The organism is Clostridium sp. CTA-17 (assembly GCF_054767895.1).
This window is the reverse complement of sequence record NZ_BAAABF010000001.1, coordinates 1-23,130: the sequence shown is the minus strand read 5'-3', so window position 1 is coordinate 23,130 and position 23,130 is coordinate 1. Positions and strand designations below refer to the sequence as shown.

Below are 23,130 nucleotides of genomic sequence, written 5' to 3'. Positions count from 1 at the left end.
TTTTCATTTAATCTTATATAAAATTAATATATTCTGTATTATGAAAATATGGTCAAATTAATCTAATACAAACTTTTCTATAGCCTTAGCTACTCCATCATTTTCATTTGTATCTGTTATGTAATCAGCTTTTTCTTTTAAAAATTCTTCTGCATTTCCCATAGCTACTCCTAATCCTGCAAATTCTATCATACTAAGATCATTTTCACTATCTCCTAAACACATAATCTCTTCCCTGTTTATATTTAATATATCAGCTAAAACTTTTACGGCACGTCCTTTTGAAGTTCCTTTATTCATTACTTCAAAGTTATTTGGTGAAGAACTTACAACTTCTAAATCTTCATATTTTTTCAACTCTTCTTTTGCCTTAAATAAATCTTCAAGCTTATTACTATCATTTTCTATACAAATAGCCTTAAGTATATGTTTCCCATGAGTTTTAAAAGCTTCTCTAAAATCTACTCCTTCTGAGAACATTACCTTTTCATTTGATTCTCCCATCATTCTATTCATAACCTTATAGCCATGCTCTTCTGGAACAATCTTTTCAGAAATTACAGTGTTTGGTGTATTAAAATAGGCCATATTAATATCATATTTTTTTATGACATCATATATTCTATCTAATTGATTTTCATTTAAAACAGATTCATATATTATTTTATCTTCGTCCTTTTCTCTTATAAAAGCACCATTACATGATATTATAGGTGTTTTAACTCCTAAAAGTCCTGCATAGTATTTAGCTGATGCAAATAATCTCCCTGTTGTCACAGCTACCTTTACGCCTCTCTCTGTAGCTTTTCTTATAGCCTCTTTATTTCTTTCACTAATTTCATGTTTATTATTTAATAATGTTCCATCCATATCTATACATATTAATTTATATGACATAATTAAATTCTCCCTCCAAACTTCCAACTGTGTATTATCTATTTTTTCTTCTTATTATACCATCCTAAAGTATAGTATTTCTTTTTTCAACTTTATTAATTCCACTTTAAATAAATATAAGCTACTTAAAACTTATTAATAATAGTTTTAACAAAATAACACATAGGTTTCCTAAAACTATACTAATTACCAAGCAAACTCTAATTTAAACTTAATAACTAAATTTATTTTGGGAAAAATAAATTTAAGCTAAAAATTTAGATATTAAAATTCTAATTTATAGCTATATTAATAATTTTGTTTTTATTGATGTAACTTTAATTTATTTATATCCAAATTAAATCATTAATCTAAAACAAAACTCAAAATTAAAATTTGAAAGGGGAAATAAATATGAGTAAAAAATATCCTCCAAGAGATAGAGACTTTTATAGTCCAGAAAAACATGATTTAGTTTCTTATTCTAAAACTGGTAAGACTTATACTAAACTACCAAATCCATTAGAAGATGACATAGTTTGTAACAATATATCCTATAATGAATTTGACTATATAGAAGGCGATATGCTAGATGACGATGATATTTAAATATAAAAAAAATGGGATGTACAATTTTGTTACATCCCACTTTTATTATAATTAATAAAAATTATATTAACTAAATATATTGAAAATTATTAATAGACTAAATTCTAAAAAATTCAGTGAATGATTTTATACAATCAAAATGATCTTTAACAGCACCAAACTCTCTTATTGAATGCATTGCTAATATTGGAGTTCCCATGTCAACTGATCTTATTGGTAAATGAGTTGATGATATTGGTCCTATAGTTGAACCACCTCTCATATCTGATCTATTAACAAACTTTTGAACATTAACTCCTGCATTTCTACATATCATTTCATAAACAGCTGATGAATCACTATCACTTGTATAACTTTGTGATGCTGCTATTTTTATTACAGGTCCTTTTCCTAAAACAGGTCTAACTACAGGATCGTGTTTTTCTCCTAAATTTGGATGAACAGCATGAGCTAAATCTGCTGAAATCATAAATGATTCTGATAATGATCTTAAGAAATCCTCTCTATCTTTACCTAAAGCTATGACTATTCTTTCTAATATTGTTTTTAAGAAATCTGAATCTCCACCTTGTTTAGTAGCACTTCCAACCTCTTCATTATCAAAACATACCATTACATTAGTAGCTTGTGATACCTCAGCATCCATTAATGCTTTAATACCTGCATGAACCATTGATAAATCATCTAATCTTCCTGAAGATATAAACTCTTCATTTAATCCCATTAAGCAACCTTTTTCATATTCATATGGATATAATTCAAAATCAAGAATATCCTCTTTTTCACAATATAATTCTTTTGCTAAAAGTTCAACTAAATAATTACCTTTTTCTAAAGTTTCATTAACAAGTGATAATAAAGGTAATGTATCCTTTTGTCTATTTATTTTATATCCCTCATTAACTTCTCTATTCATATGAATAGCTAAGTTTGGAATTATAAGTATAGGTCTATTTATATTAACTATCTTATTTACTGGTTTTAATGGATTTTTACTTACTAATGATACTCTTCCAGCTAAAGCTAGTGGTCTATCAAACCAAGTATTTAGTATTGGTCCTCCGTAAACTTCTGTATTTAATTTTACATAAGTATTTTCAACTGTAATCTCTGGATTTGGTTTTATTCTAAATCCTGGTGAATCAGTATGAGCACCAATTATTTTAAATCCATTTTCAGCAATATCACCTTTACCAACTCTAAAAGCAATTAAAGCTGAATCATTTTTAGTTACAAAATACTTTCCTTCAACTTCTAGATTCCATCTATCAGCCTCTTTTAATTCTTTAAAGCCTTCAAATTCTAAAGTGTCCTTAACATTCTTTACTGCATGAAAAGCTGTTGGACTTTCATATAAAAAATTAATTAATTCATTTGCAATAACTTTTTCCATATGTATCTCACCTTTCTGTATAAAATAGATACTTTTAATTATACTTTACCACAAAATCCATAATTAACAAAATCTTAAAGTTATCCAAAAAGTACTTCCTTTATTCAAAAATTTACACTATTTAAATATATTCACAACTAATTAAACCTTAATGTAATCTTTACTTACATATCCATTTTTAGTACCTGTGCTAGCATTAAATTGAACCTTATACCAACCATTTTCCTCTCCTAAAATTTTAACTTTATCTCCTGATAATAAGTATCCAATAACTTGATATCCAGTTCCTGGACCTGTTCTAACATTTAGATTTGTACTTACCCCATATACAGTTCCTTCTTTAATTCCATTCTCATTTCCATTGTTAGACCCTTCATTGACTAAAGTTATATATGACTTTGAAGCATATCCAACTTTACCATTAAACTTTATTTCATACCAGCCATCTACTTCTTTAATTATTTCTACCTCATCATTATTACGTAAAGTTCCTATTACTCCGTAATTACTTCCTGGGCCACTTCTCATATTTAAAGAGCTATTTACTTTTACTACTCCTTTTTTATTTACTGATATAGATGGTTTTTCTGGTTCTGATGGTTTCTCTTCACTTGATTCGTTATCTACTAATTTTATGTATTGGCTTGATACATATCCAACCTTACCATTAAATTTTATTTCATACCAGCCATCTACTTCTTTAATTATTTCTACCTTATCATTATTACGTAAAGTTCCTATTACCCCGTAATTGCTTCCTGGACCACTTCTCATATTTAAAGAGCTATTTACCTTTACTACCCCTTGTTTATTTAATGATACAGATGGTTTTTCTGGATCTACTGGCTTTTCTTCATTTGACTCGTTATCTACTACTTTTATGTATTGGCTTGATACATATCCACTTTTTCCATTAAACTTTATTTCATACCATCCATCAACTTCCTTGATGATTTCTACCTCATCATTATTGCGTAAAGTTCCTATTACTCCGTAATTGCTTCCTGGGCCGCTTCTCATATTTAAAGAGCTATTTACTTTTACTATCCCTTTCTTATTTACTGATACAGATGGTTTTTCCGGTTCAATATCCCCATTAGTTTCTCCGTCCTCAGGATTCTCATTAATTATTGATATATAATCCTTACTTACATATCCATACTTCTTTTTAGCTCCATCTATATAATCAATTTTGTACCATCCATTTAATTCTTCATATATTCCTACCACTTGATTTCTATTTAATTTGTGAACTATTCTTCCTGAAGTGCTTGGACTCTCTCTTACATTAAGAACAGAAGCATTAGTAACTTTACCTTGCATTTTAGGCTTTAACCCGTCATCTTCTAAGCTTCCATCTCCACCAGAAATTCTATCTTTAAAATAAGGCCATAAACTTGGTCTATCTTCAATCATCATCCTTGAGCATGTTTTTCCACTTGCATCTCTATGCATAACAACGTTTTCTGCTGGTATATTGTATTTATTCATTAGATATTTAGTTAATTCAATTCCATTTTCTAAAGTTTTATCAAAATCATTTCCCTTATTAACACATAGTTCTATAGCAATAGTTGTAGAATTATTTATATTTGGATTATTACCATCTCCAACATGCCACCCCTTCCAAGTATCTTCTAAAGCTTGAATAATATTGCCTTCATCAATTATATAATGTGCTGATGCTTTAGCATTTGGATGATTTGCAAAGTAATTTCTGTTAGCCATAGCATTAGCACCAGCTTGTCTATTATCAGTATCATGTATAACTATATATTTTGGATTTATAGTAACTCCTTGAGAATAATTTATATCTATCAATTGTTTGTTTACTTTTATTCCATTTATAACAGGTGTGTTCTCTGTATTTTTTGCATTTCCATTATTAACTTCATGGTAATCCCCAGCTATACAATTACTTTCCTTATTACTTTCATTTTGAACTTCTTCTCCCTTATTTTCATCTGCTAGAACAATTTCACTAAAGCTTGAAATATTCGCAGCTAAAATGCACGACAGTAATAAAGCACTTATTTTTCTTCTATTCATATGTCTCTCTCCTATATTTCATAATTTCCCTATATTAAAAATTTCCCAATTTGCTTATTATTTTATATTCTATTTCAATATTTTTCAATATAAAATATTGTGATATAATAAAATGAGATTTAGTTGAATAAATTAATATAACTTCTAAGTTTTATTTTTAATAATCAACTATAATAATTATTTTTTAATTTAATATAAACTTAATTTAAAACTTAATAAAAATGGAGAGATGATTAATATGTTTTCAAATCTTATAATAAAAACATTCATTAAGGATTATAAAAACACAGAAAGTGAAAGTGTTAGAAGTTCTTATGGATATCTAGCTAGCATAGTTGGAATAATTGTTAACATAATTTTATTCTTAATAAAATTTTCTGTAGGATTAATTTCAGCAAGTATAGCTATAACAGCAGATGCCTTTAATAACTTATCTGATGCTGGATCTTCTGTAATAACCATGATAGGTTTTAAATTAGCTAAAATGCCAGCTGATAAAGAACATCCATTTGGACATGGTAGAATTGAATATATTTCAGCTCTAATAGTAGCATTTATGGTAATGTTAGTAGGCTTCCAATTCACCAAATCATCAATTGAAAGAATTCTTAATCCAACACCTGTAACCTTTGAAGTAATCCCTTTTATTCTACTTGTAATATCAATATTCTTTAAATTTTGGTTAAGTAGATTTAATAAATTAACAGGTAATAGAATAAATTCTTCAGCTCTTAAAGCTGCTTCAGTTGATGCTTTAGGCGATGTATTTACTTCAACATGTGTTGTTATATCATTTTTAGCTGCAAAATTTACTACTTTCCCAATTGATGGATATATAGGTGTTATTGTTTCACTAGCTATTTTATATGCTGGATTTACTTTAGTAAAAGAGACTATAAATCCACTTTTAGGAGAAGCACCTGATCCAGAGCTTGCTAAAAATATTAGAGAAATGGTTTTATCATATGATCATATAATAGGAGTTCATGATCTTATAATTCATAACTATGGTGTAGGTAAATGTATGGCTTCAATTCATGCAGAAATACCTTCTGACATAAATGTTATGAAAATACATGATATCATAGATATGGCTGAAAGAGAAATTTCTAACAAACTAAAGATTTATTTAGTAATTCACATGGATCCTATTTGTCTAGAAGATGATGAAATAAAACAAGCTAAAGAAGAAATAGACAAAATAATCAAATATAACCCACTAATAGAATCAATGCATGATTTTAGAATTGTTGGTCATGGAAATAAGAAAAATCTTATATTCGATATTGTTGTTAACCCAGAAAAACTAAGAAAAGTTATGTCTGAAAGTGAGTTAAAAGAAGAAATTATAAAGGCAGTAAAAGAAACTCACCCTCAATATAACTGCATAATAACTATTGATAAAGATTTTACTTGTTAAAACAAAAAGTAGCTATGAATTTTCATAGCTACTTTTTTTATACAAACTTGAGAACTTATATTAAAAATATTTAAAACTTATTTTTTCACAGTCCCCTTTTTATTAATTATTTTTAAAGTAATCTGATCTTATTATCTTAGTTGATATATCATAAGATTGTTTAACATGATTTAATTCATCTTGAGATTTAGCCTCTCCTGCTACTTCACCACCTGGAAGTGCTACTATATTTCTATTTGTATTTAAAAGATTTCTTCCTATTACATTTCTTAAGCTGCCATCATTAACCCCTAAAAGATATGAAACTGTTGGCATAACATCTATAAGTCCACCTTTAGTTTCTATTGTTTTTCCTTGTATTGATGGATTATAGATTATAAGTGGTACTTTTTTCTCATTAAGCTTCCAATAGTTACCGTCAAAATTAACATCTTTTAATTGCTCTTTATAATATTTATTTGGACCAGCATGATCACCATATATAACAAATACAGTATCATCGAATCTTCCTTCTTCTTTTAGCTTGTCCATAAACATTTTAATAGCTTCATCTGTATATCTTACTGTTTTAAAGTATTGTCCTATAAGAGTTCCTTCTATTTCACTAGGTATTTTTATTGTTGTATGTGCATCATCAATCTCAAAAGGACCATGATTTGTTAAAGTAACAGTAAATAGATAGAATGGTTGTTTTAAATCCCCAGCCTTAGTAGCTAATTGAGTTAAGTAACTCTTATCGGAAATTCCTAATCCAATTATTTCATCTTCATTGAAATCATATAATGTATATGAATTTTGGAATTTTAGTAAACTGTGGTGTACTTCCCCCCAATTCCAACTTCCCGCTACTTCTGGATGAGCTGAAACTGTAGTGTAACCATTCTTTTCTAATATAGATGGCAATGTTGTTAAAGTTCTACTTGGATAAGCAAAAGATGTAGCAGTATTAGTTATTGGTAACATACCTGTATTAACCATTAAATCTGCATCTGAACTAAACCCAGTTAAGTTTTCTTCATAAATATTAGGGAAATAATATGAATTCTTTAATATTGAATTTAATGTAGGAGTTATCTCCTGTCCATCAATTTTTTTATTTATAACAAAATCTTCTAAAGATTCAATTTGTAAAACAACTAAGTTTTTACCTTTTAATTCCCCTTTATATTGGTTATCTGGTAAGTTTTCATAATTTGCATCAAGCCAATTTTTAACTTCTTGTTTTTCTTCATTGCTTAATTTTATATCCTTATCAAGAACTAATGTCTTATAAATATCAAAGAAATGATATCCTAAAGGAGTAGCTCTGAAAATTCCACTAGTTGGTGTCCAAGCAACCCTTAAAAATCCTTTTTCTCCATTAGTTATATCCTTAACATCATATAAATAGTATTTTCCTAACACACATCCACTTGGTATTAAGAATGTTAATAAAAATGCTATAACTCTATATTTTACCTTTCCAAAATACCAATCCTTAGTGTACTTTCTAAATAATATGTAAAGTATAGGTAATAATACTAAGTCTATTATAAATAATAGCATCCTACTTCTAAAGAAGATAAGATCCTTATTTAAAGGATTAAATAAATCTGGGTAAATTAAAAACTTTATTGATGGAAAAGTTCCATACAGTCTGTAGTAAAGTAAATCAAAAATTAAAAGTGCTGAAATTCCTAAGTCTACAATATATAGATAAATAAACTTTCCCCATCTTTTAAATAAAAATCCAAAACTTATGAATATTAATGGGAATAAAAGATATATTATCTTATAATCTATTAATCCATATACAAATCCTAAATTCAGCTCCATTCCACTATTGCTTTTTAGCATTGTACAAAAAACAGTTATCTTAAATACAAGTAAAATATAAAATAAAATTTCTAAAGGAAACTTTTTAAAGAATCCACCTATTTTACTTAAAAGTCCATTACTTTTAGCCATAAATCTTCTCCTTTCTAATATAATTATTAAATAAATATTTAGTTATTACTCTATTATTATTGCATTTTTTGAATCTATTACCAAGTAAACTTTTTACATTTTAATAGAAATAATATATTATATATTTTAATTAAATCAAAATAATTGTTACCTTTTTAATAACTTACTCTCCTAATATTAAAACTAATAAAACATATGTAAAGCTATTAGCTAAATCCTAATAAAAATATAGCTAATAGCTTTAAATTTAATTAATTATTTTTAAAATAATTTCCTTGTATAATCATATCTGCAATATTAAATGATTTCTCTAAATGAGCTTTTTCTTCAGGTGTTGGATTTCCAACTATTTCTCCATTGTTTAATATGCTTGCATTTCTATTAGTATTTACTAATACTCTTCCCATTGCTGTACTATCAAAAGTATCTCTATTAAATCCTAAAAGGTATGCTATAGTTGGTAAGAAATCTATTTGACCACCTTCTTTTGATATAGTCTCTCCATTAATACTTGGATTGTATATTAAGAAAGGTATTTCCTTTTCATCATCTTTCCACCAATCACCTTCTAAAGGAGCATCTTTTATTTTATCTTCGTAGAATTTATGAACTCCACCATGATCTCCATAAATCATTATTACAGTATTGTCTAAAAGACCTTCTTCTTTTAATTGGTTTATAAATTCTCCAATAGCTTCATCTGTATATCTAACACTTTGGAAATATGCACCTAACATATTTTCATTTAAATCTTCTGGTAAATTTAAATATTGTTTATCCTTAGGCATATCAAATGGTCCATGACTTGTTAATGTTACTAAGAATGTATAGAAAGGTTGTTTTTGACTCTTTAATCTATCTCCAACCTGTCTTAAATAAGATTCATCTGACATTCCAAGTCCTATGATTTCACTTTGATCAAACTGATGAGCATCCCATATTTCATTAGCTTTAAATGCCTTATGAACCTCTGCCCAGTTCCAATTTCCAGGAACCTCTGGATGTGTTGAAACTGTTGAATATCCCTTACTCTTTAATATTTTCTGTAAAGTATTATATTCAGCCCATGGATACCCAAATACTGTAGTTCCTTCTCTAACAGGAAGTATTGATGTATTAACCATTATATCGCAATCTGAACTTGTTCCTGAATTGTTTTGTTCTTTTATATTATCAAAATATAAGCTATTCTTTAAAAGTTTATTTATGTTTGGAGTAATCTCTTGACCATAAACTTTTTTACCTATAACAAAGTTTTCAAGAGACTCAACCTGCAAGGCTATAACATTTTTTCCTTGAAGCATACCTTTATACTTGTTATCTGGTAAATCTTCTTTGTTTTCATCAAACCAAGTTTTAATTTCATTTTTTTGAGCATCAGTTAAAGTTTCTTTTCTGTTAGCATAATAATAAATATCATATCCATGATATCCTAATGGACTTGAGTCACTAATTGTTTGAAAAGGCGCCCATGATATTCTTAAAAAACTTTTATCTGATTTTCTTTGAATATCTATATAGTAGTGTGATACCCCTATTACTGTTGCACTTATTCCAAAAATGCATATAAATGCAATTAATCTAGTTTTTATATTATTTTTATATTTAACCTTTTTTAAACCTGTAAAGTTATAAACTAAAAATAATATTATAAAATCAACTATGAACACTACATCTACTTTAGCTAAATTAAATAAGCTCTTTCCTACAGGATTAAATATTCCTGGCTCAATTATATGTCTTATTGATAAAAAAGTTCCATTTACTCTGTAATACCAAATATCAGCTACGAATAAAATTGTTACTAGAATATCAATAACTATACCTGCCCACATTCTTCCTTTACCTTTAAATAGATAAACAAAACTCGCTATTAACGTAACTATTGCTATATGAGCCCACCAAGCAGGGGGAGTAAAATACATTAAGTCAAAATTAATTCCTCTAGACCCTGGGGTTCTAAGCATAGATAAAAGTAACATTGATTTTATTTGAAGTGTTATCACTAAGAAAATAAAAACCCAGTTACACTTAAAAAAGCTTTTTACTTTTTCCTTCATAAAATTTCCTCACTATCTTTTTATATAATATTTACTTAAATATTATAACATTTACAGTAAAATTTTCATTAAAAAATAATTAATATTTATTCAATAATCAATTTTTATTTTAAAATACAAAAGAGGACATAAAGATTTTTGTCTTTACATCCTCTTTTTGTACTAATTAATTTATTTAAAAGAGTAAATCTATTAAGATTTAATCTCTTAAAGGCATTTATAAAACTTTTGATAGAAAATCTTTAGTTCTTGAATTTTTAGGATTTTGAAATATATCCTCTGGAGTACCTTCTTCAATTATTCTTCCTTCATCCATAAATAATATTCTATCTCCAACTTCCTTTGCAAATCCCATTTCATGGGTTACTACAACCATGGTCATTCCATCTTTAGCTAAAGATTTCATAACTCCTAAAACTTCTCCTACCATTTCAGGGTCCAAAGCAGATGTTGGCTCATCAAAAAGCATAACATCTGGTTCCATAGCTAAAGCTCTTGCTATAGCTATTCTCTGTTTTTGTCCTCCTGAAAGTGAATTTGGATAAACATTCTTTTTATCTAAAAGACCAACCTTTTCTAATAATTCACTTCCTTTTTTTATAGCTTCACCATTAGAAATATTTTTTATTTTTGTTGGTCCTATTGTTAAATTCTCCATAACTGTTTTATGTGGGAAAAGATTAAATTGTTGAAAAACCATTCCCATCTTTTCTCTTATTTTATTTATATCAACATTTTTATCTGTTATATCTTCCCCTTCAAAATTAATTACCCCTGAAGTGGGTTCCTCTAATAAATTTAAGCATCTTAAAAATGTGCTTTTTCCTGATCCTGAAGGTCCTATTATAACTACTACTTCTCCCTTTTTTATTGTTTCATTTATATCTTTTAAAACTTCATTTTTACCAAAACTTTTATATAAATTTCTAACATTTATCATGATTTACTCAACCTCTTTTCTACATAAGACATAACTCTTCCTAAACTAAAGGTCATAACAAAATAAAACATTGCTATAACAATAAGTGGTTCAAAACCTTTATAAGTAGCCCCTGTAACTATTTTTGATGAATACATAAGTTCTGCTACTCCAATTGTAGATGCCATAGATGATTCCTTTATTATGGCAACAAACTCATTTCCTATAGCAGGAAGTATGTTTTTTATAGCTTGAGGAAGTATTATAAGTCTCATAGCCATTCCTTCTGTCATACCTAAACTTCTAGCGGCTTCTAATTGTCCCTTATCAACAGCATCTATCCCTGCTCTTATTATTTCTGAAACATAAGCTGCTGAATTTAAGGAAATAGCAATAATACATGAAGGTAAAACCTCTAATTGAATTCCAAAGGAAGGTAATCCAAAATAAACTATATATATTTGTAATAAAAGAGGTGTTCCTCTTATAACTTCTACATAAGCAGTAGAAATAACCCTTAAAATTTTAACTTTAAATATTGAAAATTTGGAACGTTTCATAAAGCATAAAATTGTTCCTAATAAAGCTCCCAAAATAACTGTTATTGCTGAAATTATTAATGTCCATTTAGCACCTTCCAAAAATACTGGAAAATACTCTTTTAAAAAACTGAAGTCTAATCCCCCCATAGTATTGCCCCCTAATTATTAAAATTAATTTTATTCTTCTTTCTTTTGATATGGAACTAATTCAATAGCATCATTTGTAAATTGATCTATCTTTCCACTTTCTTTTAACTCTTTAATTGTAGAATTTACTTCATCAACTAAGTCTTTATTTCCTTTTTGTATTGCTATGGCTGAACCACCCTCTGAGTTTTTAATCACCTCATCTGCAACAGCTAATTCAGAATTAACCTCTGAAGCTATTTTAGCAACAGGAAGTTCAGTAATTACAGCATCTAACTTACCAGTTTTTAATTCTAAAATTAAAGTATTTACATTATCTAAAAGCTTAACATCGGCTCCTTCTATTCCTTTAGCTATCTCTGCTTGAATAGACCCCATTTGAGCCCCAACTTTTTTTCCTTTTAAATCCCCAATTCCTTTTATAGATTCTTTATTATCTTTATTTATTAATATCCCTTGCTCTGCTTCATAATAAATATCTGAAAAATCTACTGCTTCTTTTCTTTTTTCATCAGGAGTTATTCCTGAAATCCCCATATCAATCATTCCATTTTTAACAGATTGAATTATAGCCCCAAATTCCATCTCTTTAATTTCTAAATCAACCCCAAGATTTTTAGCAACCTCTTTTGCAATATCTATATCTAAACCAACAATTTGGTCCTTTCCATCCTTCATTATATGGAATTCATAAGGTGCATAATCAGCACTAAGACCAACTACTAATTTTCCACTTTCTTTTATCTTAGCTACCTTATCACTAGATCCATTTTCTTTAGCAGTTTTTGCCCCACATCCTGCTAAACTTAAAGTCAATCCTCCAATCATAGCCACTGACAATATCTTTTTAAATATATTCTTTTTCATATATATTCCCCCTAATATTTATTCACTTATTGCTCTCTTCTTGAATAATTATACATTATTAATGAATAAAAATGCAATATATTTTTTAATATAAATATATTGCAAAGGTTGATTTTTAATATAAAATTATTTTTAACAAGCATTTTATAACTATATACTCAGATAGAAAACATATTCATTAGTTATTTAATTAATTTTAATATGTTTTATTTTCAAATTTATTATTTGATTCTAGACCTCCCTTTTGTGTTTTTATACATTTTATTCTTATGTTAAACAAATTTTATACAGCAAAAAAACTTAATCTCCTTTAGTAAAATAAAAAGGATTTTATAAAAGTTTTATAATAAAAGTTACAAAGAGTATAATGAGACTATCTAGTTTAGAAATTCTCAAAATATGTTTGTAACTTTCATTAAAATCTATTTTTATAAAATCCTTTTAAAAAGTAAAATTATTTAAATTGTATTTCTTTTAATCTATGAAGCGCTCTAGTACTCATTATATATTTTATTAAATCTTCATTTTCATCCTTTGATGACCCATTATCTACAATAATAACCCCATCAAATTCTAATCCCTTTGCAAAATAAGACGGTATTATAACATTTCCACCTTTATATAATACATCTTCGTTATCAAACTTAACTAAATGCACTTTATTGCTTATAAGATTATATACTTTTTCTAACTCTTCTTTGTCCCTTGTTATAATAGCAATACTTTCTAAGCCTTCATTTGAAAATTCTTTTAAAGACTCAATAATGCTTTCTGAAAGTTCCTCATTATTATGGAATTCAATTTCCTCAACTGGTTTACCATGTCTAACTATAGGAATTATTCTATCTTCATCAAGATATTTATTTGCATATTCCATTATTTCATAAGTACTTCTATAACTTTTATTTAGGTTATAAATCTCTGGATTTACATCATCAAATATTTTTTCTAGTTCCATCATAGGAGCTAAGTCTGAATATTTAATAAGTCTTTGATTTACGTCTCCCACAACAGTAAAATACTTAGTTCCTGTTAATTCTCTTACAACTTTAAATTGAAGTGGTGAATAATCTTGAGCTTCATCTATAACCACATGTCTATAATCTTTTGTTGCTTTTTTACCTTCTAATTTTATCGCTAAGTATAATATTGGTGCTAAATCATTTATTGTATATTCTTTTTTATTTCCATTGAATCTGTCATAGATATCTAAAACATCTTCTCTTGAAATCCAACTATCTAACTTAGCTCTTGAATCCATTACTTCCTTAACAATCTCTCTTATTCTTAATTTTCTTCTAAATTCTAAGTTATTTTCTTCAATTAAAAGTTCCTCAGGAGTTAATTTTTCCTTTTCTTTTCTTAATTCTTCATTAAGCTCCCAAACTTTTTCGTCTCTCTTATCCTTTATCTTAGATAATATTATTCTCTTAATTTTTTCACTTCTTCTAAATAAAGGCATATACTCATAATGTTTATTAAGCATTTCTTCTATTTCTTCTTTTGAAATAACTAAATCACCAAAGTATTTTACATCTTCAATATGGAAATAATTTTTATCCATTTCTTTTACTAAGTTATCTAAATCTTTGATTATCTCATATGAGTTTTTATATTTAGCATCTTCTATAAACTCTTTATCCTTTGAAAGTATTTTTTCTAAATACTTATCAAAACTCATTATGTATAATTCACTATCCATTTCTTTTAAAGCAAAACTAGCAAAAGTCTCCTGTTTTACTCCTACTTCCCCAAGACTAGGTAATACTTGTGAAATATACTCCATAAATATACCATTTGGTCCTAAGATAAGAACTTTATCTTCTAATTCTTTTCTATAGTTATATAAAAGGTATGCCACTCTATGAAGTGCTATTGTAGTTTTACCACTACCTGCTACTCCATTTACAACTATATTAGAAGTTCTCTCTTTTCTTATTATTTCATCTTGCTCTTGTTGAATTGTCATTATTACATCTTTAAGCTTATCAGAACTATTATTACTTAGAACCATTTGTAAAATATCATCTTTTACATCTATGGCTGAATCAAAAACTCCCTTTAATTCTCCTTTTTTAACTATAATCTGTCTTCTACCTTCTATATCACATTTTATAGGTCCATCTGGTGATGTATAACTTGCTTCCCCTAAACTACCATGATAAAAAAGTGAAGCCACAGGGGCTCTCCAATCTACTATTACAGGCTCATAGCTTCCCTCTGGAGTTACTCCAAATCTACCAACATATAAAGTATCCTTTTGATCAAACTCTAAATCATTAAAAGTAACTCTTCCAAAGTAAGGTGATTCCTTTAAGATTGTTAATTCCTTTAATTTTTTATCTATTGTAGTAAAGGCTTGTTCTTTTACATATCTTTCATGGTCAAAGTACTCTATTAATTTATCTTCATCATCTTTATATTCTTCAACTGCATTTTTTCTATAATCTAATATATATTGTGTTACAAATTTTCTTTTATTTATATATGAAAGCATTTCTTCATTTAATATATTAGAAACTTCCTCTAATTTTTTCTCTTCAACTAAAAATTCTATATCTTTTTTATCAGTCATTAGAATCTTCCTTTCTTACTTTCTCTATTACATTATACCCAATTATAACATTAACTTTCCTCTCAATAAAAATACAAATGAAAAGTCAAAAAGTGCATGAAGCATTTTTAACTTCATGCACATTTTATCATCTTATAAAATTATAGTGTATATTATTTTAAACTAACACTAAAAGTGAAATAGAAAAGCTCTTTTATATTTCTATATTTTTATGCACCTTATTTCTATTCACCGTCAACTTTATTATTTGTAGAGCTATCATCTTTTTTTTCTTCTGTAGCTCCATCATTAACATTAGATTTAACTTCCTCATTTTCTTTAGATGAATCTAAATCATCATTGTTAGCTTCATTATTAGCTCTTGCTAATCTTGCAGCCTCTTCTTGAGCTTCGATCATAGCTTTTAATTCAGCTTGTTTTCTTTGCTCTTCTTCTAATCTTAATGCTTCTTCTCTAGCTTTTTTAATTGCTTCTTCTTTTTCTTTTCTCTTAGCTAAAGCTTGCTCTCTTAGACTTTGAATTTCCTTTTTAGCCTTTTCATCAGCTTCTCTCTTTTCTGGATATTTACCATAAACTATTTCCATGAATTCGTCACCCATGATAGTTTCTTTATCTAAAAGAACACCTGTTATCTCATCTAATAACTCTCTATTTTCAATTAAAATCTTAATTGATTTTTCATGAGCTTTTTTAATAACTTGTAAAACTTCTTCATCAGCTATGGCAGCAGTAGTTTCTGAACAGTTTCTAACTGGTCTTCCATCTAAGTATCTATTACTCATAGCTTCTAAAGCCATCATATCAAATCTCTCACTCATACCATAAATAGTTATCATATTTCTAGCTGATTGAGTAGCTCTTTCAATATCATTTGATGCACCAGTAGTTATACTATTAAATACTACTTCCTCTGCTGCTCTACCACCAAGCATAACTGATATTTGATCTATCATTTCTTCCTTAGATACTAAGTATTTTTCTTCCTCTGGAAGTTGCATTGTGTATCCTAAAGCTCCCATTGTTCTAGGAACTATTGTTATTTTATGAACTGGATCAGTATTATTTAATAAAGCTGCAACTAATGCGTGACCTACTTCATGATATGCAACTATTTTCTTTTCTTTTGGTGAAAGTATTCTATCTCTCTTTTCTTGACCTGCTATTATAACTTCAACAGCTTCGTCTAAGTCTTCTTGAATTACAAATTTTCTACCATGTTTTACAGCTCTTAAAGCAGCCTCATTAACTATGTTTGCTAAGTCTGCCCCAACAGCACCTGGAGTAGATTTTGCTATTTCTTCTAAAGATACATCATCTGATAATTTAACGTCTCTAGAGTGAACCTTTAATATTTCCTCTCTACCTATTAAATCTGGTCTATCAACAATTATTCTTCTATCAAATCTACCTGGTCTTAATAAAGCTTTATCTAAAACCTCTGGTCTATTTGTAGCTGCTAAAATAACAACCCCTTTTGAAGAATCGAAACCATCCATCTCAGTTAATAATTGGTTAAGAGTTTGTTCTCTTTCATCATTTCCTTGAATAGCACCATCTCTACTCTTACCAATAGCATCAATCTCATCTATGAAAACTATACATGGAGCTTTTTCTTCTGCTTGCTTAAATAAATCTCTTACTCTCGCTGCCCCCATACCTACAAACATCTCAACGAAGTCTGAACCTGACATTGAGAAAAATGGTACTTTTGCTTCCCCTGCAACAGCCTTAGCAAGTAAAGTTTTACCTGTTCCTGGAGGCCCTACTAATAAAGCGCCCTTTGGAAGCTTAGCTCCTATTTCTACATATTTTCTTGTATCATGTAAAAAGTCTACAATTTCTACTAATGACTCTTTAGCTTCATCTTGACCAGCAACATCTTTAAATGTTATTCCAGTCTCATTTTCAGCGTAAAGCTTAGCATTATTTTTACCAAATGACATTACTCCGCCACCCATTTTATTATTCATTTTAGAGAACATCATTCTACCAACAAAGAATATAAGTATTAATGGGAAAACCCATGACATTAATAAACCTAAAAGTTGATAGTTTTCTGGTTTAGTTACATTGAATCCTACCCCAGCTGCAGTCAAATCTTTAATTAAATCTGGTTGAGTAATACCAGCAACTGCTGGATTAGTTGTATATAAGATTTTTCCTTTTAAATTACTACTATCTGAAGGTGTTATCTCAATTTGATTTCCTGAAAAGTTTACTGATTTAACTTCTTTTTTATCTAACATTTGCATGAAAGTACTATAATCTACTTTTTCATATAGCATTTCATCTTTAACCATATTAAAGGTTAATAATATACCAAACGCTATAATACTATATATGACAATATATTTAAGCATTTTTTTATCTTTAAACATACATCATTCCTCCTTCTCTAACGTTTATTTTACAAATCCTATTCTATCAAAAGGATATACTGTTAACTGTGCCTTTGCTTCTATGTCTTTTCCATCTATATAAGGATTGCTCCAATACCTAGCATCATCACTATTATTTCTATTGTCACCTAACATTAAAAACTTTCCACTTGGCACATCAAAAGACATATCAGTTTTTCCACCTTGATATTTTACATAGTCTTCTTCAAGTTTATTTCCATTTATATAAACTGAACCATCACTTTTTATTTCAACATGCTCACCTGGTAATCCAATGACACGTTTTAAAAGTGGTTCTTTTAATTCATCAGAATTAAAAACGACTATATCTCCTCTTTTAATATTATTAGGATTATATATTCTGGTAACAAATAATTGATCACCAATCTCTACTGTAGGCATCATTGATCCTGTAGGAACTTTTATCTTATACAATAAAAACTGATGAATCAAAGCAGCTAATAGTAAAGCTGCTAAAATTGGTATAATCCAATCTAAAAAGAATGATTTCTTCTTTGTATCACTAGAACCCATTACTATTCCCACATACCTTTCATCAAATCTTCTATTTCTTTTCTTCTTTTTTCTGTAAGCGCTTTATCCAAGCAAAACTTACCTTCTTTGCCTTTAACTAAAACATCCCCCTCTTTTACGTCACCTATTACGTCATCTTTTTTTAATTCTAAAATATTTTCTTTTTCATCTTCACATACAATAAAATATCCTTCTATTCTATCTACTATTATTTTTTTCATTTTATACTCCTTGCTCCGAATATTAGTATGAGGATTCTTTAAACTCAATTTAAAATTATTCCTCAATAATTTTAGAATTTTTTACCTTTAATAATCTTAAAGTATCAAGTATAAGTATATCATAAATTACCATAACTTTGTAAACTTTAATTCATACTTTTCCCCTCAAGTTTCATAAATATTTCAATATTATTTTATCAATTTATTGTGTCTTTTTTATGTCTTTCCTTATTAAATATTTTCAACTTTTAAATGGTAATATTTTAAATACTCTATGTATTAAATAACTTTTGATTCTTAATTGTATTAAATAAATTTATATAATTCTAAAAAAATTTTATTCTACTATATTAATTATTATCCTTCACTTTTTATTATATACTTTAATACATTATTCTAAATACTTTTAATAAAAAAAGTTGTATAGTTTTTTTACCATACAACTTTATATATTAATTAAAAACATTCATTTCTAAGCAAATCTTCATAAGTCTCTCTTTTACACATAACTTTTGAAATTCCATTGCTTACACTTACAACTGCAGCCTTAGGGATTCTATTATAATTATTAGCCATTGAATGTCCATATGCTCCAGTGGACATAATTGCTAATATATCTCCAGTTTCCATTCTAGGCATTTCTATGGAATTTAAAAGCACATCCCCTGATTCACAGCATTTACCCGCTACAGTAACTATCTCTTTAGAATTATCAAAAACTCTGTTAGCTATTAATGACTCATAATTTGCACTGTATAAGGCTGGTCTTATATTATCACTCATTCCCCCATCTACACTTACATATTTTCTTATATTAGGAATTTCTTTTATAGCTCCTACAGTATAAAGAGTTAATCCTGCATTACCCACAATACTTCTTCCTGGCTCTATACTTAATATAGGAACATTCATATTTAATTTTCTGCATATTTCATCAGCTTTATTTATTATAACTGAACAATATTCTTCTATTTCTTTTGGCTTATCCCCTTCAGTATAATATATACCAAATCCTCCACCCAAGTCTAATTCTTTAATTTCATATCCTAATGTTTCTTTTATATCGTTTATAAGATTTAGCATAATTTCTGTTGTATCTTCAAAAGGTTCTAAGTCAAATATTTGAGAACCTATATGACAATGCAATCCATTAAGTTCTATATACTCTAATTCCATTGATCTTTTAACAACATCATAAACTGTATCACCAATTACAGGGAATCCAAATTTTGAATCTAATTGACCTGTTTTTATATATTCATGGGTATGGGCCTCTACTCCAGGAGTTATTCTTAAATAAACTTTTTGAACTCTTCCATATTCTTGAGCTATAGAATTAAGAACTTCTAGTTCATGAATATTATCAACTATAAATCTTCCAATTCCTAATCGTACTCCTAAATCTATTTCATAATCAGATTTATTATTACCATGGAAATATATTCTTTCTAATGGGAAACCTGCTTTATAAGCAGTATAAAGCTCTCCACCTGAAACAACATCTAAATATAAATTTTCTTCATTAACTAAATTGCACATGGACATATTTATAAACGCCTTTCCTGCATAGGTAACTCTGTTTCCTCTTTCTTCACACTTCATAGCATTATAGTATCTTCTACAATTGCTTCTCACTAATTCTTCATCAATAACATATAAAGGAGTTCCATATTCCTTGCTTAAAGCACTTGCTTTTAATCCTCCAACATATAATTCATTTCCTTCTACTTTCATTGATCCAAATAATTTCATATCTTTTCCCTCCACAAACTTTTTTAGTGGCAGAGTATAAAAGTATGCAAAGCTACCGACTTTTTGGCATTTAATTCCAATAAATAAAAACAGCAAAGGAACACCTTTGCTGCCTTAATCGCAACTTAGCGTACCTTGTAGCACTCCACTTTTTTCAAAGTGACAGTTATATGCATATTATACATATACCCAGAAATATTAATCACCATTAATATCTCTTCGGCCATAATCCCTTTCATCATACATAAAACACTCGTCAGCTACTTATGACTACTCTTAATTACGGCACCTCTACTTTGGTCCTATTTTCAAATTATTTATGCTTTTATTATATTAATTATTGTTTATAATGTTACTAAAAAATCTCAACTAATGCAATATTATAAATTAAAATTATTAATAAAAAAATTTACACATTACAATTATTTCCTTCACATCTAAATGCATTAGTACCTTCATAACCTATTTCCTTTAAAACTTTTTTTACCACTCTTTTTCCTATGCTATCCTCATTTAATTCACAAAGAGCATCCTCTATATTATACCAAGCAGCTCCCTCTACCTCAGTTGATTTCTCTATCTCTCCTGATTCATAATATGCTAAATAAGTTAGCATAAGCAATTCTTTTCCTTGTACAAAATCACTACCTAAATATTTTATATCTTTAACTGTTATTCCTGTTTCTTCTTTTACCTCTCTATAAACAGTTTCCTCTGCACATTCATCTACACCTACATATCCAGATATAAGAACTTTAGAATTTTCATATATATAACTTTGTTTTAAAAGAATTATTTCATCACCTTTTATTACAGCAACAACAATACAAGGCTTAGGTAAATCAAAAAACATCATATCATGTTTACTACAATAAGGTATCATTCCCTCATCCCAGCTATTCTTTAACTCTAATTTTTCACCACATAACGGACAATATTTAAATTTCATAATTAATTTCTTTAGTAAAGCAAATATATTACCTTCTATAATTTTTTATTATTTCAATTAAATCTAATTCTAAAGTAAAGCAAATATCTTTTCTTCCGTAATTTCTTAAAATCACCATCTATAACTTATAAAAATTCCCTATTTTAACTAAGAATAGTAATATATAAATTAAGCTAACTAAAGTTCACCACCTTTCATATTCTCAAATACTTATCATATCTTTTATATAAACTCAACTTTAAATACTAAATCCCCTAACATTAAACTTAATATTTTGTGTTTTATATTTCACATATATTTATATTTTTAATTCTATAAACTAAACTTATGATAATAGATGCCTTAACTTATGCTATTTCAGCTCCTACTTTCCAATTCTATAAATTAAACTTATAAAACTATTTCTACAGGATTAAGCAACTCAATTTCCTCTTCAGTAACTTTGCAATTATATGCAAAGATATCTACTCCTTCTTTTTTAGCTAATCTCAATGCTTCGCCAAACTTAGGATCTGTTTCATCATTAGGATAAAACTTATTTACATTATCTATCTGTATTAAAAAAATTATTCCTGCACCCATTCCTAATTTTTTAATTTCAATCAGTTCTAATATGTGTTTCTTTCCTCTTTCAGTTGGGGCGTCTGGAAATCTAGTTTCTCCATTTTCCTCTAAAGTTACACCTTTTACTTCTAAAAAATATGTATTTTCATTATCATCTTGTAATTTAAAATCAAATCTAGAATTTCCAAAAGTTTTTTCTCGACTTATATTATTAAATTTTACTAACTTTTCTATCTTTTTATTTCTTAATGCCTCTTCTACAACTTTATTAGGAATCTGAGAATCTATATTTATTAAAACCTCTCCCTTATAAGCTGCAATTAAATCATAAGGAGTTTTTCTATTTGGAGTAGTTCCTTTTCTTAAAAGAACTGTACATCCTTCTTTTAAAATCTCTCTACACCTTCCAGTGTTAGGAACATGAACTAATAACTCCTCATCATCTAAAATTACATAAGCTTGAAATCTATTTGGTCTTCTTAAAAAAATAGCTTTTCTGATAACACTATTGTACTTCATCTATAGTAACCTCTTCATATATTATTTAACTTTTAATTTTAGTTATAAATTAATAATTTTTTTATTCCTTATCTATGTTAATTAAAAACATGAGTCTTTTTCAGTTAATAAAAAAACATAAACATTTCCCTTTTATGAATTAATAAAATATCTTTTTTTCTACATTCCTTGTTATTATATTCTACATAAAAATACTTTTATTAACAAGGTTGAAATGAAGAAGATATGTAATTTGATTCTCTTAGCTCCATTTAAAAACATTATTTTGTTTCTCAAATTGACTGAGAACTTATTTTTATTTGAACAAAAAGATTTTTTCTTATATGTCTAAAACTTATTTAAACACACTGTCATAGACAGTTATTTTCATCAAACAAAAAATTTTATAAATAAAAAACTCGATAAGCATTGCTTATCGAGTTAATGGTGACCCCTAGGGGAATCGAACCCCTGTTACCACCGTGAAAGGGTGGTGTCTTAACCGCTTGACCAAGGGGCCAAACTAACCTGGCGACCACCTACTCTCCCACACAGTCTCCCGTGCAGTACCATCGGCTTCTAAAGGCTTAACCGTCGTGTTCGGAATGGGAACGGGTGTTACCCTAAAGAACATCATCACCAGATGTTTGAAAGTTTTTRTTCTTTCAAAATTGCACATATTTAATTTACTATATTTGGTCAAGCCCTCGATCTATTAGTATCGGTCAGCTGAACATGTTACCATGCTTACACCCCCGACCTATCAACCTTGTGTTCTTCAAGGGATCTTACTAGCTTACGCTATGGGA

The 23,130-nt window shown here is 28.0% G+C and carries 17 protein-coding genes, 1 tRNA gene, 2 rRNA genes and 1 riboswitch; of the genes, 2 read left to right on the top strand and 18 right to left on the bottom strand.

Translation table 11 applies throughout. The features are described from left to right. Nucleotides 1-57 precede the first annotated feature (57 nt). Nucleotides 58-897, bottom strand: coding sequence for a Cof-type HAD-IIB family hydrolase (locus tag ACYUCG_RS00100; protein ID WP_060796943.1), 840 nt, complete (start codon nucleotides 895-897; stop codon nucleotides 58-60). A gap of 393 nt (nucleotides 898-1,290) precedes the next feature. Between ACYUCG_RS00100 and ACYUCG_RS00095 the strand changes: the two genes are divergently transcribed. Continuing rightward, nucleotides 1,291-1,485 (top strand): hypothetical protein, encoded by a 195-nt coding sequence (locus ACYUCG_RS00095; protein WP_060796944.1) that lies wholly within the window; start codon nucleotides 1,291-1,293, stop codon nucleotides 1,483-1,485. A gap of 97 nt (nucleotides 1,486-1,582) precedes the next feature. On the opposite strand, the gene ACYUCG_RS00090 is transcribed toward ACYUCG_RS00095, so the two are convergent. Next, entirely contained in the window at nucleotides 1,583-2,884 is a 1,302-nt protein-coding gene (locus ACYUCG_RS00090) for a M18 family aminopeptidase (RefSeq protein ID WP_415342044.1), read from the bottom strand. 135 nt (nucleotides 2,885-3,019) lie between these two features. Beyond that, nucleotides 3,020-4,927, bottom strand: coding sequence for an SH3 domain-containing protein (locus ACYUCG_RS00085; protein WP_460267786.1), 1,908 nt, complete (start codon nucleotides 4,925-4,927; stop codon nucleotides 3,020-3,022). 238 nt (nucleotides 4,928-5,165) lie between these two features. Between ACYUCG_RS00085 and ACYUCG_RS00080 the strand changes: the two genes are divergently transcribed. Beyond that, a complete protein-coding gene (locus tag ACYUCG_RS00080; RefSeq protein WP_060796947.1) occupies nucleotides 5,166-6,347 on the top strand; it encodes a cation diffusion facilitator family transporter in 1,182 nt (393 codons plus the stop codon). 102 nt (nucleotides 6,348-6,449) lie between these two features. Here ACYUCG_RS00080 and ACYUCG_RS00075 read toward each other — a convergent pair whose 3' ends face one another. The 15 genes from ACYUCG_RS00075 to ACYUCG_RS00005 all read right to left on the bottom strand — a co-directional run. After that, nucleotides 6,450-8,294: an LTA synthase family protein gene (locus tag ACYUCG_RS00075; protein WP_164803195.1), complete on the bottom strand. Its 1,845-nt coding sequence runs from the start codon at nucleotides 8,292-8,294 to the stop codon at nucleotides 6,450-6,452. Nucleotides 8,295-8,545: 251 nt separating this feature from the next. Next, nucleotides 8,546-10,354: an LTA synthase family protein gene (locus tag ACYUCG_RS00070; RefSeq protein WP_460267781.1), complete on the bottom strand. Its 1,809-nt coding sequence runs from the start codon at nucleotides 10,352-10,354 to the stop codon at nucleotides 8,546-8,548. 217 nt (nucleotides 10,355-10,571) lie between these two features. After that, nucleotides 10,572-11,294, bottom strand: a complete 723-nt coding sequence (locus ACYUCG_RS00065; RefSeq protein WP_164786272.1) for an amino acid ABC transporter ATP-binding protein — start codon at nucleotides 11,292-11,294, stop codon at nucleotides 10,572-10,574. Next, nucleotides 11,291-11,962, bottom strand: coding sequence for an amino acid ABC transporter permease (locus ACYUCG_RS00060; RefSeq protein ID WP_003476881.1), 672 nt, complete (start codon nucleotides 11,960-11,962; stop codon nucleotides 11,291-11,293). Before ACYUCG_RS00060 ends, ACYUCG_RS00065 begins: the two co-directional genes overlap by 4 nt. Before the next feature lie 30 nt (nucleotides 11,963-11,992). After that, nucleotides 11,993-12,829 (bottom strand): ABC transporter substrate-binding protein, encoded by an 837-nt coding sequence (locus tag ACYUCG_RS00055; protein ID WP_164790315.1) that lies wholly within the window; start codon nucleotides 12,827-12,829, stop codon nucleotides 11,993-11,995. 454 nt (nucleotides 12,830-13,283) lie between these two features. Beyond that, nucleotides 13,284-15,404, bottom strand: coding sequence for a HelD family protein (locus ACYUCG_RS00050; RefSeq protein WP_460267776.1), 2,121 nt, complete (start codon nucleotides 15,402-15,404; stop codon nucleotides 13,284-13,286). A 224-nt stretch (nucleotides 15,405-15,628) separates the two neighbouring features. Next, nucleotides 15,629-17,782, bottom strand: coding sequence for an ATP-dependent zinc metalloprotease FtsH (ftsH, locus tag ACYUCG_RS00045; protein WP_415277184.1), 2,154 nt, complete (start codon nucleotides 17,780-17,782; stop codon nucleotides 15,629-15,631). Between the two features lie 24 nt (nucleotides 17,783-17,806). Then, a complete protein-coding gene (gene lepB / locus ACYUCG_RS00040) occupies nucleotides 17,807-18,337 on the bottom strand; it encodes a signal peptidase I (RefSeq protein ID WP_415349113.1) in 531 nt (176 codons plus the stop codon). A gap of 2 nt (nucleotides 18,338-18,339) precedes the next feature. Then, nucleotides 18,340-18,558 carry a DUF3006 domain-containing protein gene (locus ACYUCG_RS00035; protein WP_415349110.1) on the bottom strand — a complete coding sequence of 73 codons (219 nt, stop codon included), beginning with the start codon at nucleotides 18,556-18,558 and terminating at the stop codon, nucleotides 18,340-18,342. A 456-nt stretch (nucleotides 18,559-19,014) separates the two neighbouring features. After that, entirely contained in the window at nucleotides 19,015-20,310 is a 1,296-nt protein-coding gene (gene lysA / locus ACYUCG_RS00030) for a diaminopimelate decarboxylase (RefSeq protein ID WP_333960166.1), read from the bottom strand. A gap of 130 nt (nucleotides 20,311-20,440) precedes the next feature. After that, a riboswitch (Lysine riboswitch) is annotated at nucleotides 20,441-20,612 on the bottom strand. 107 nt (nucleotides 20,613-20,719) lie between these two features. Next, nucleotides 20,720-21,259, bottom strand: a complete 540-nt coding sequence (locus ACYUCG_RS00025) for an NAD(+) diphosphatase (protein ID WP_003448766.1) — start codon at nucleotides 21,257-21,259, stop codon at nucleotides 20,720-20,722. A gap of 390 nt (nucleotides 21,260-21,649) precedes the next feature. Beyond that, nucleotides 21,650-22,342 (bottom strand): DNA/RNA nuclease SfsA, encoded by a 693-nt coding sequence (gene sfsA, locus ACYUCG_RS00020; RefSeq protein ID WP_415341376.1) that lies wholly within the window; start codon nucleotides 22,340-22,342, stop codon nucleotides 21,650-21,652. Between the two features lie 424 nt (nucleotides 22,343-22,766). Then, nucleotides 22,767-22,841 (bottom strand) — tRNA-Glu (locus ACYUCG_RS00015). A 6-nt stretch (nucleotides 22,842-22,847) separates the two neighbouring features. Then, nucleotides 22,848-22,965 (bottom strand): 5S ribosomal RNA (gene rrf / locus ACYUCG_RS00010). 51 nt (nucleotides 22,966-23,016) lie between these two features. Continuing rightward, nucleotides 23,017-23,130, bottom strand: a 23S ribosomal RNA gene (locus tag ACYUCG_RS00005); the annotation flags it as partial.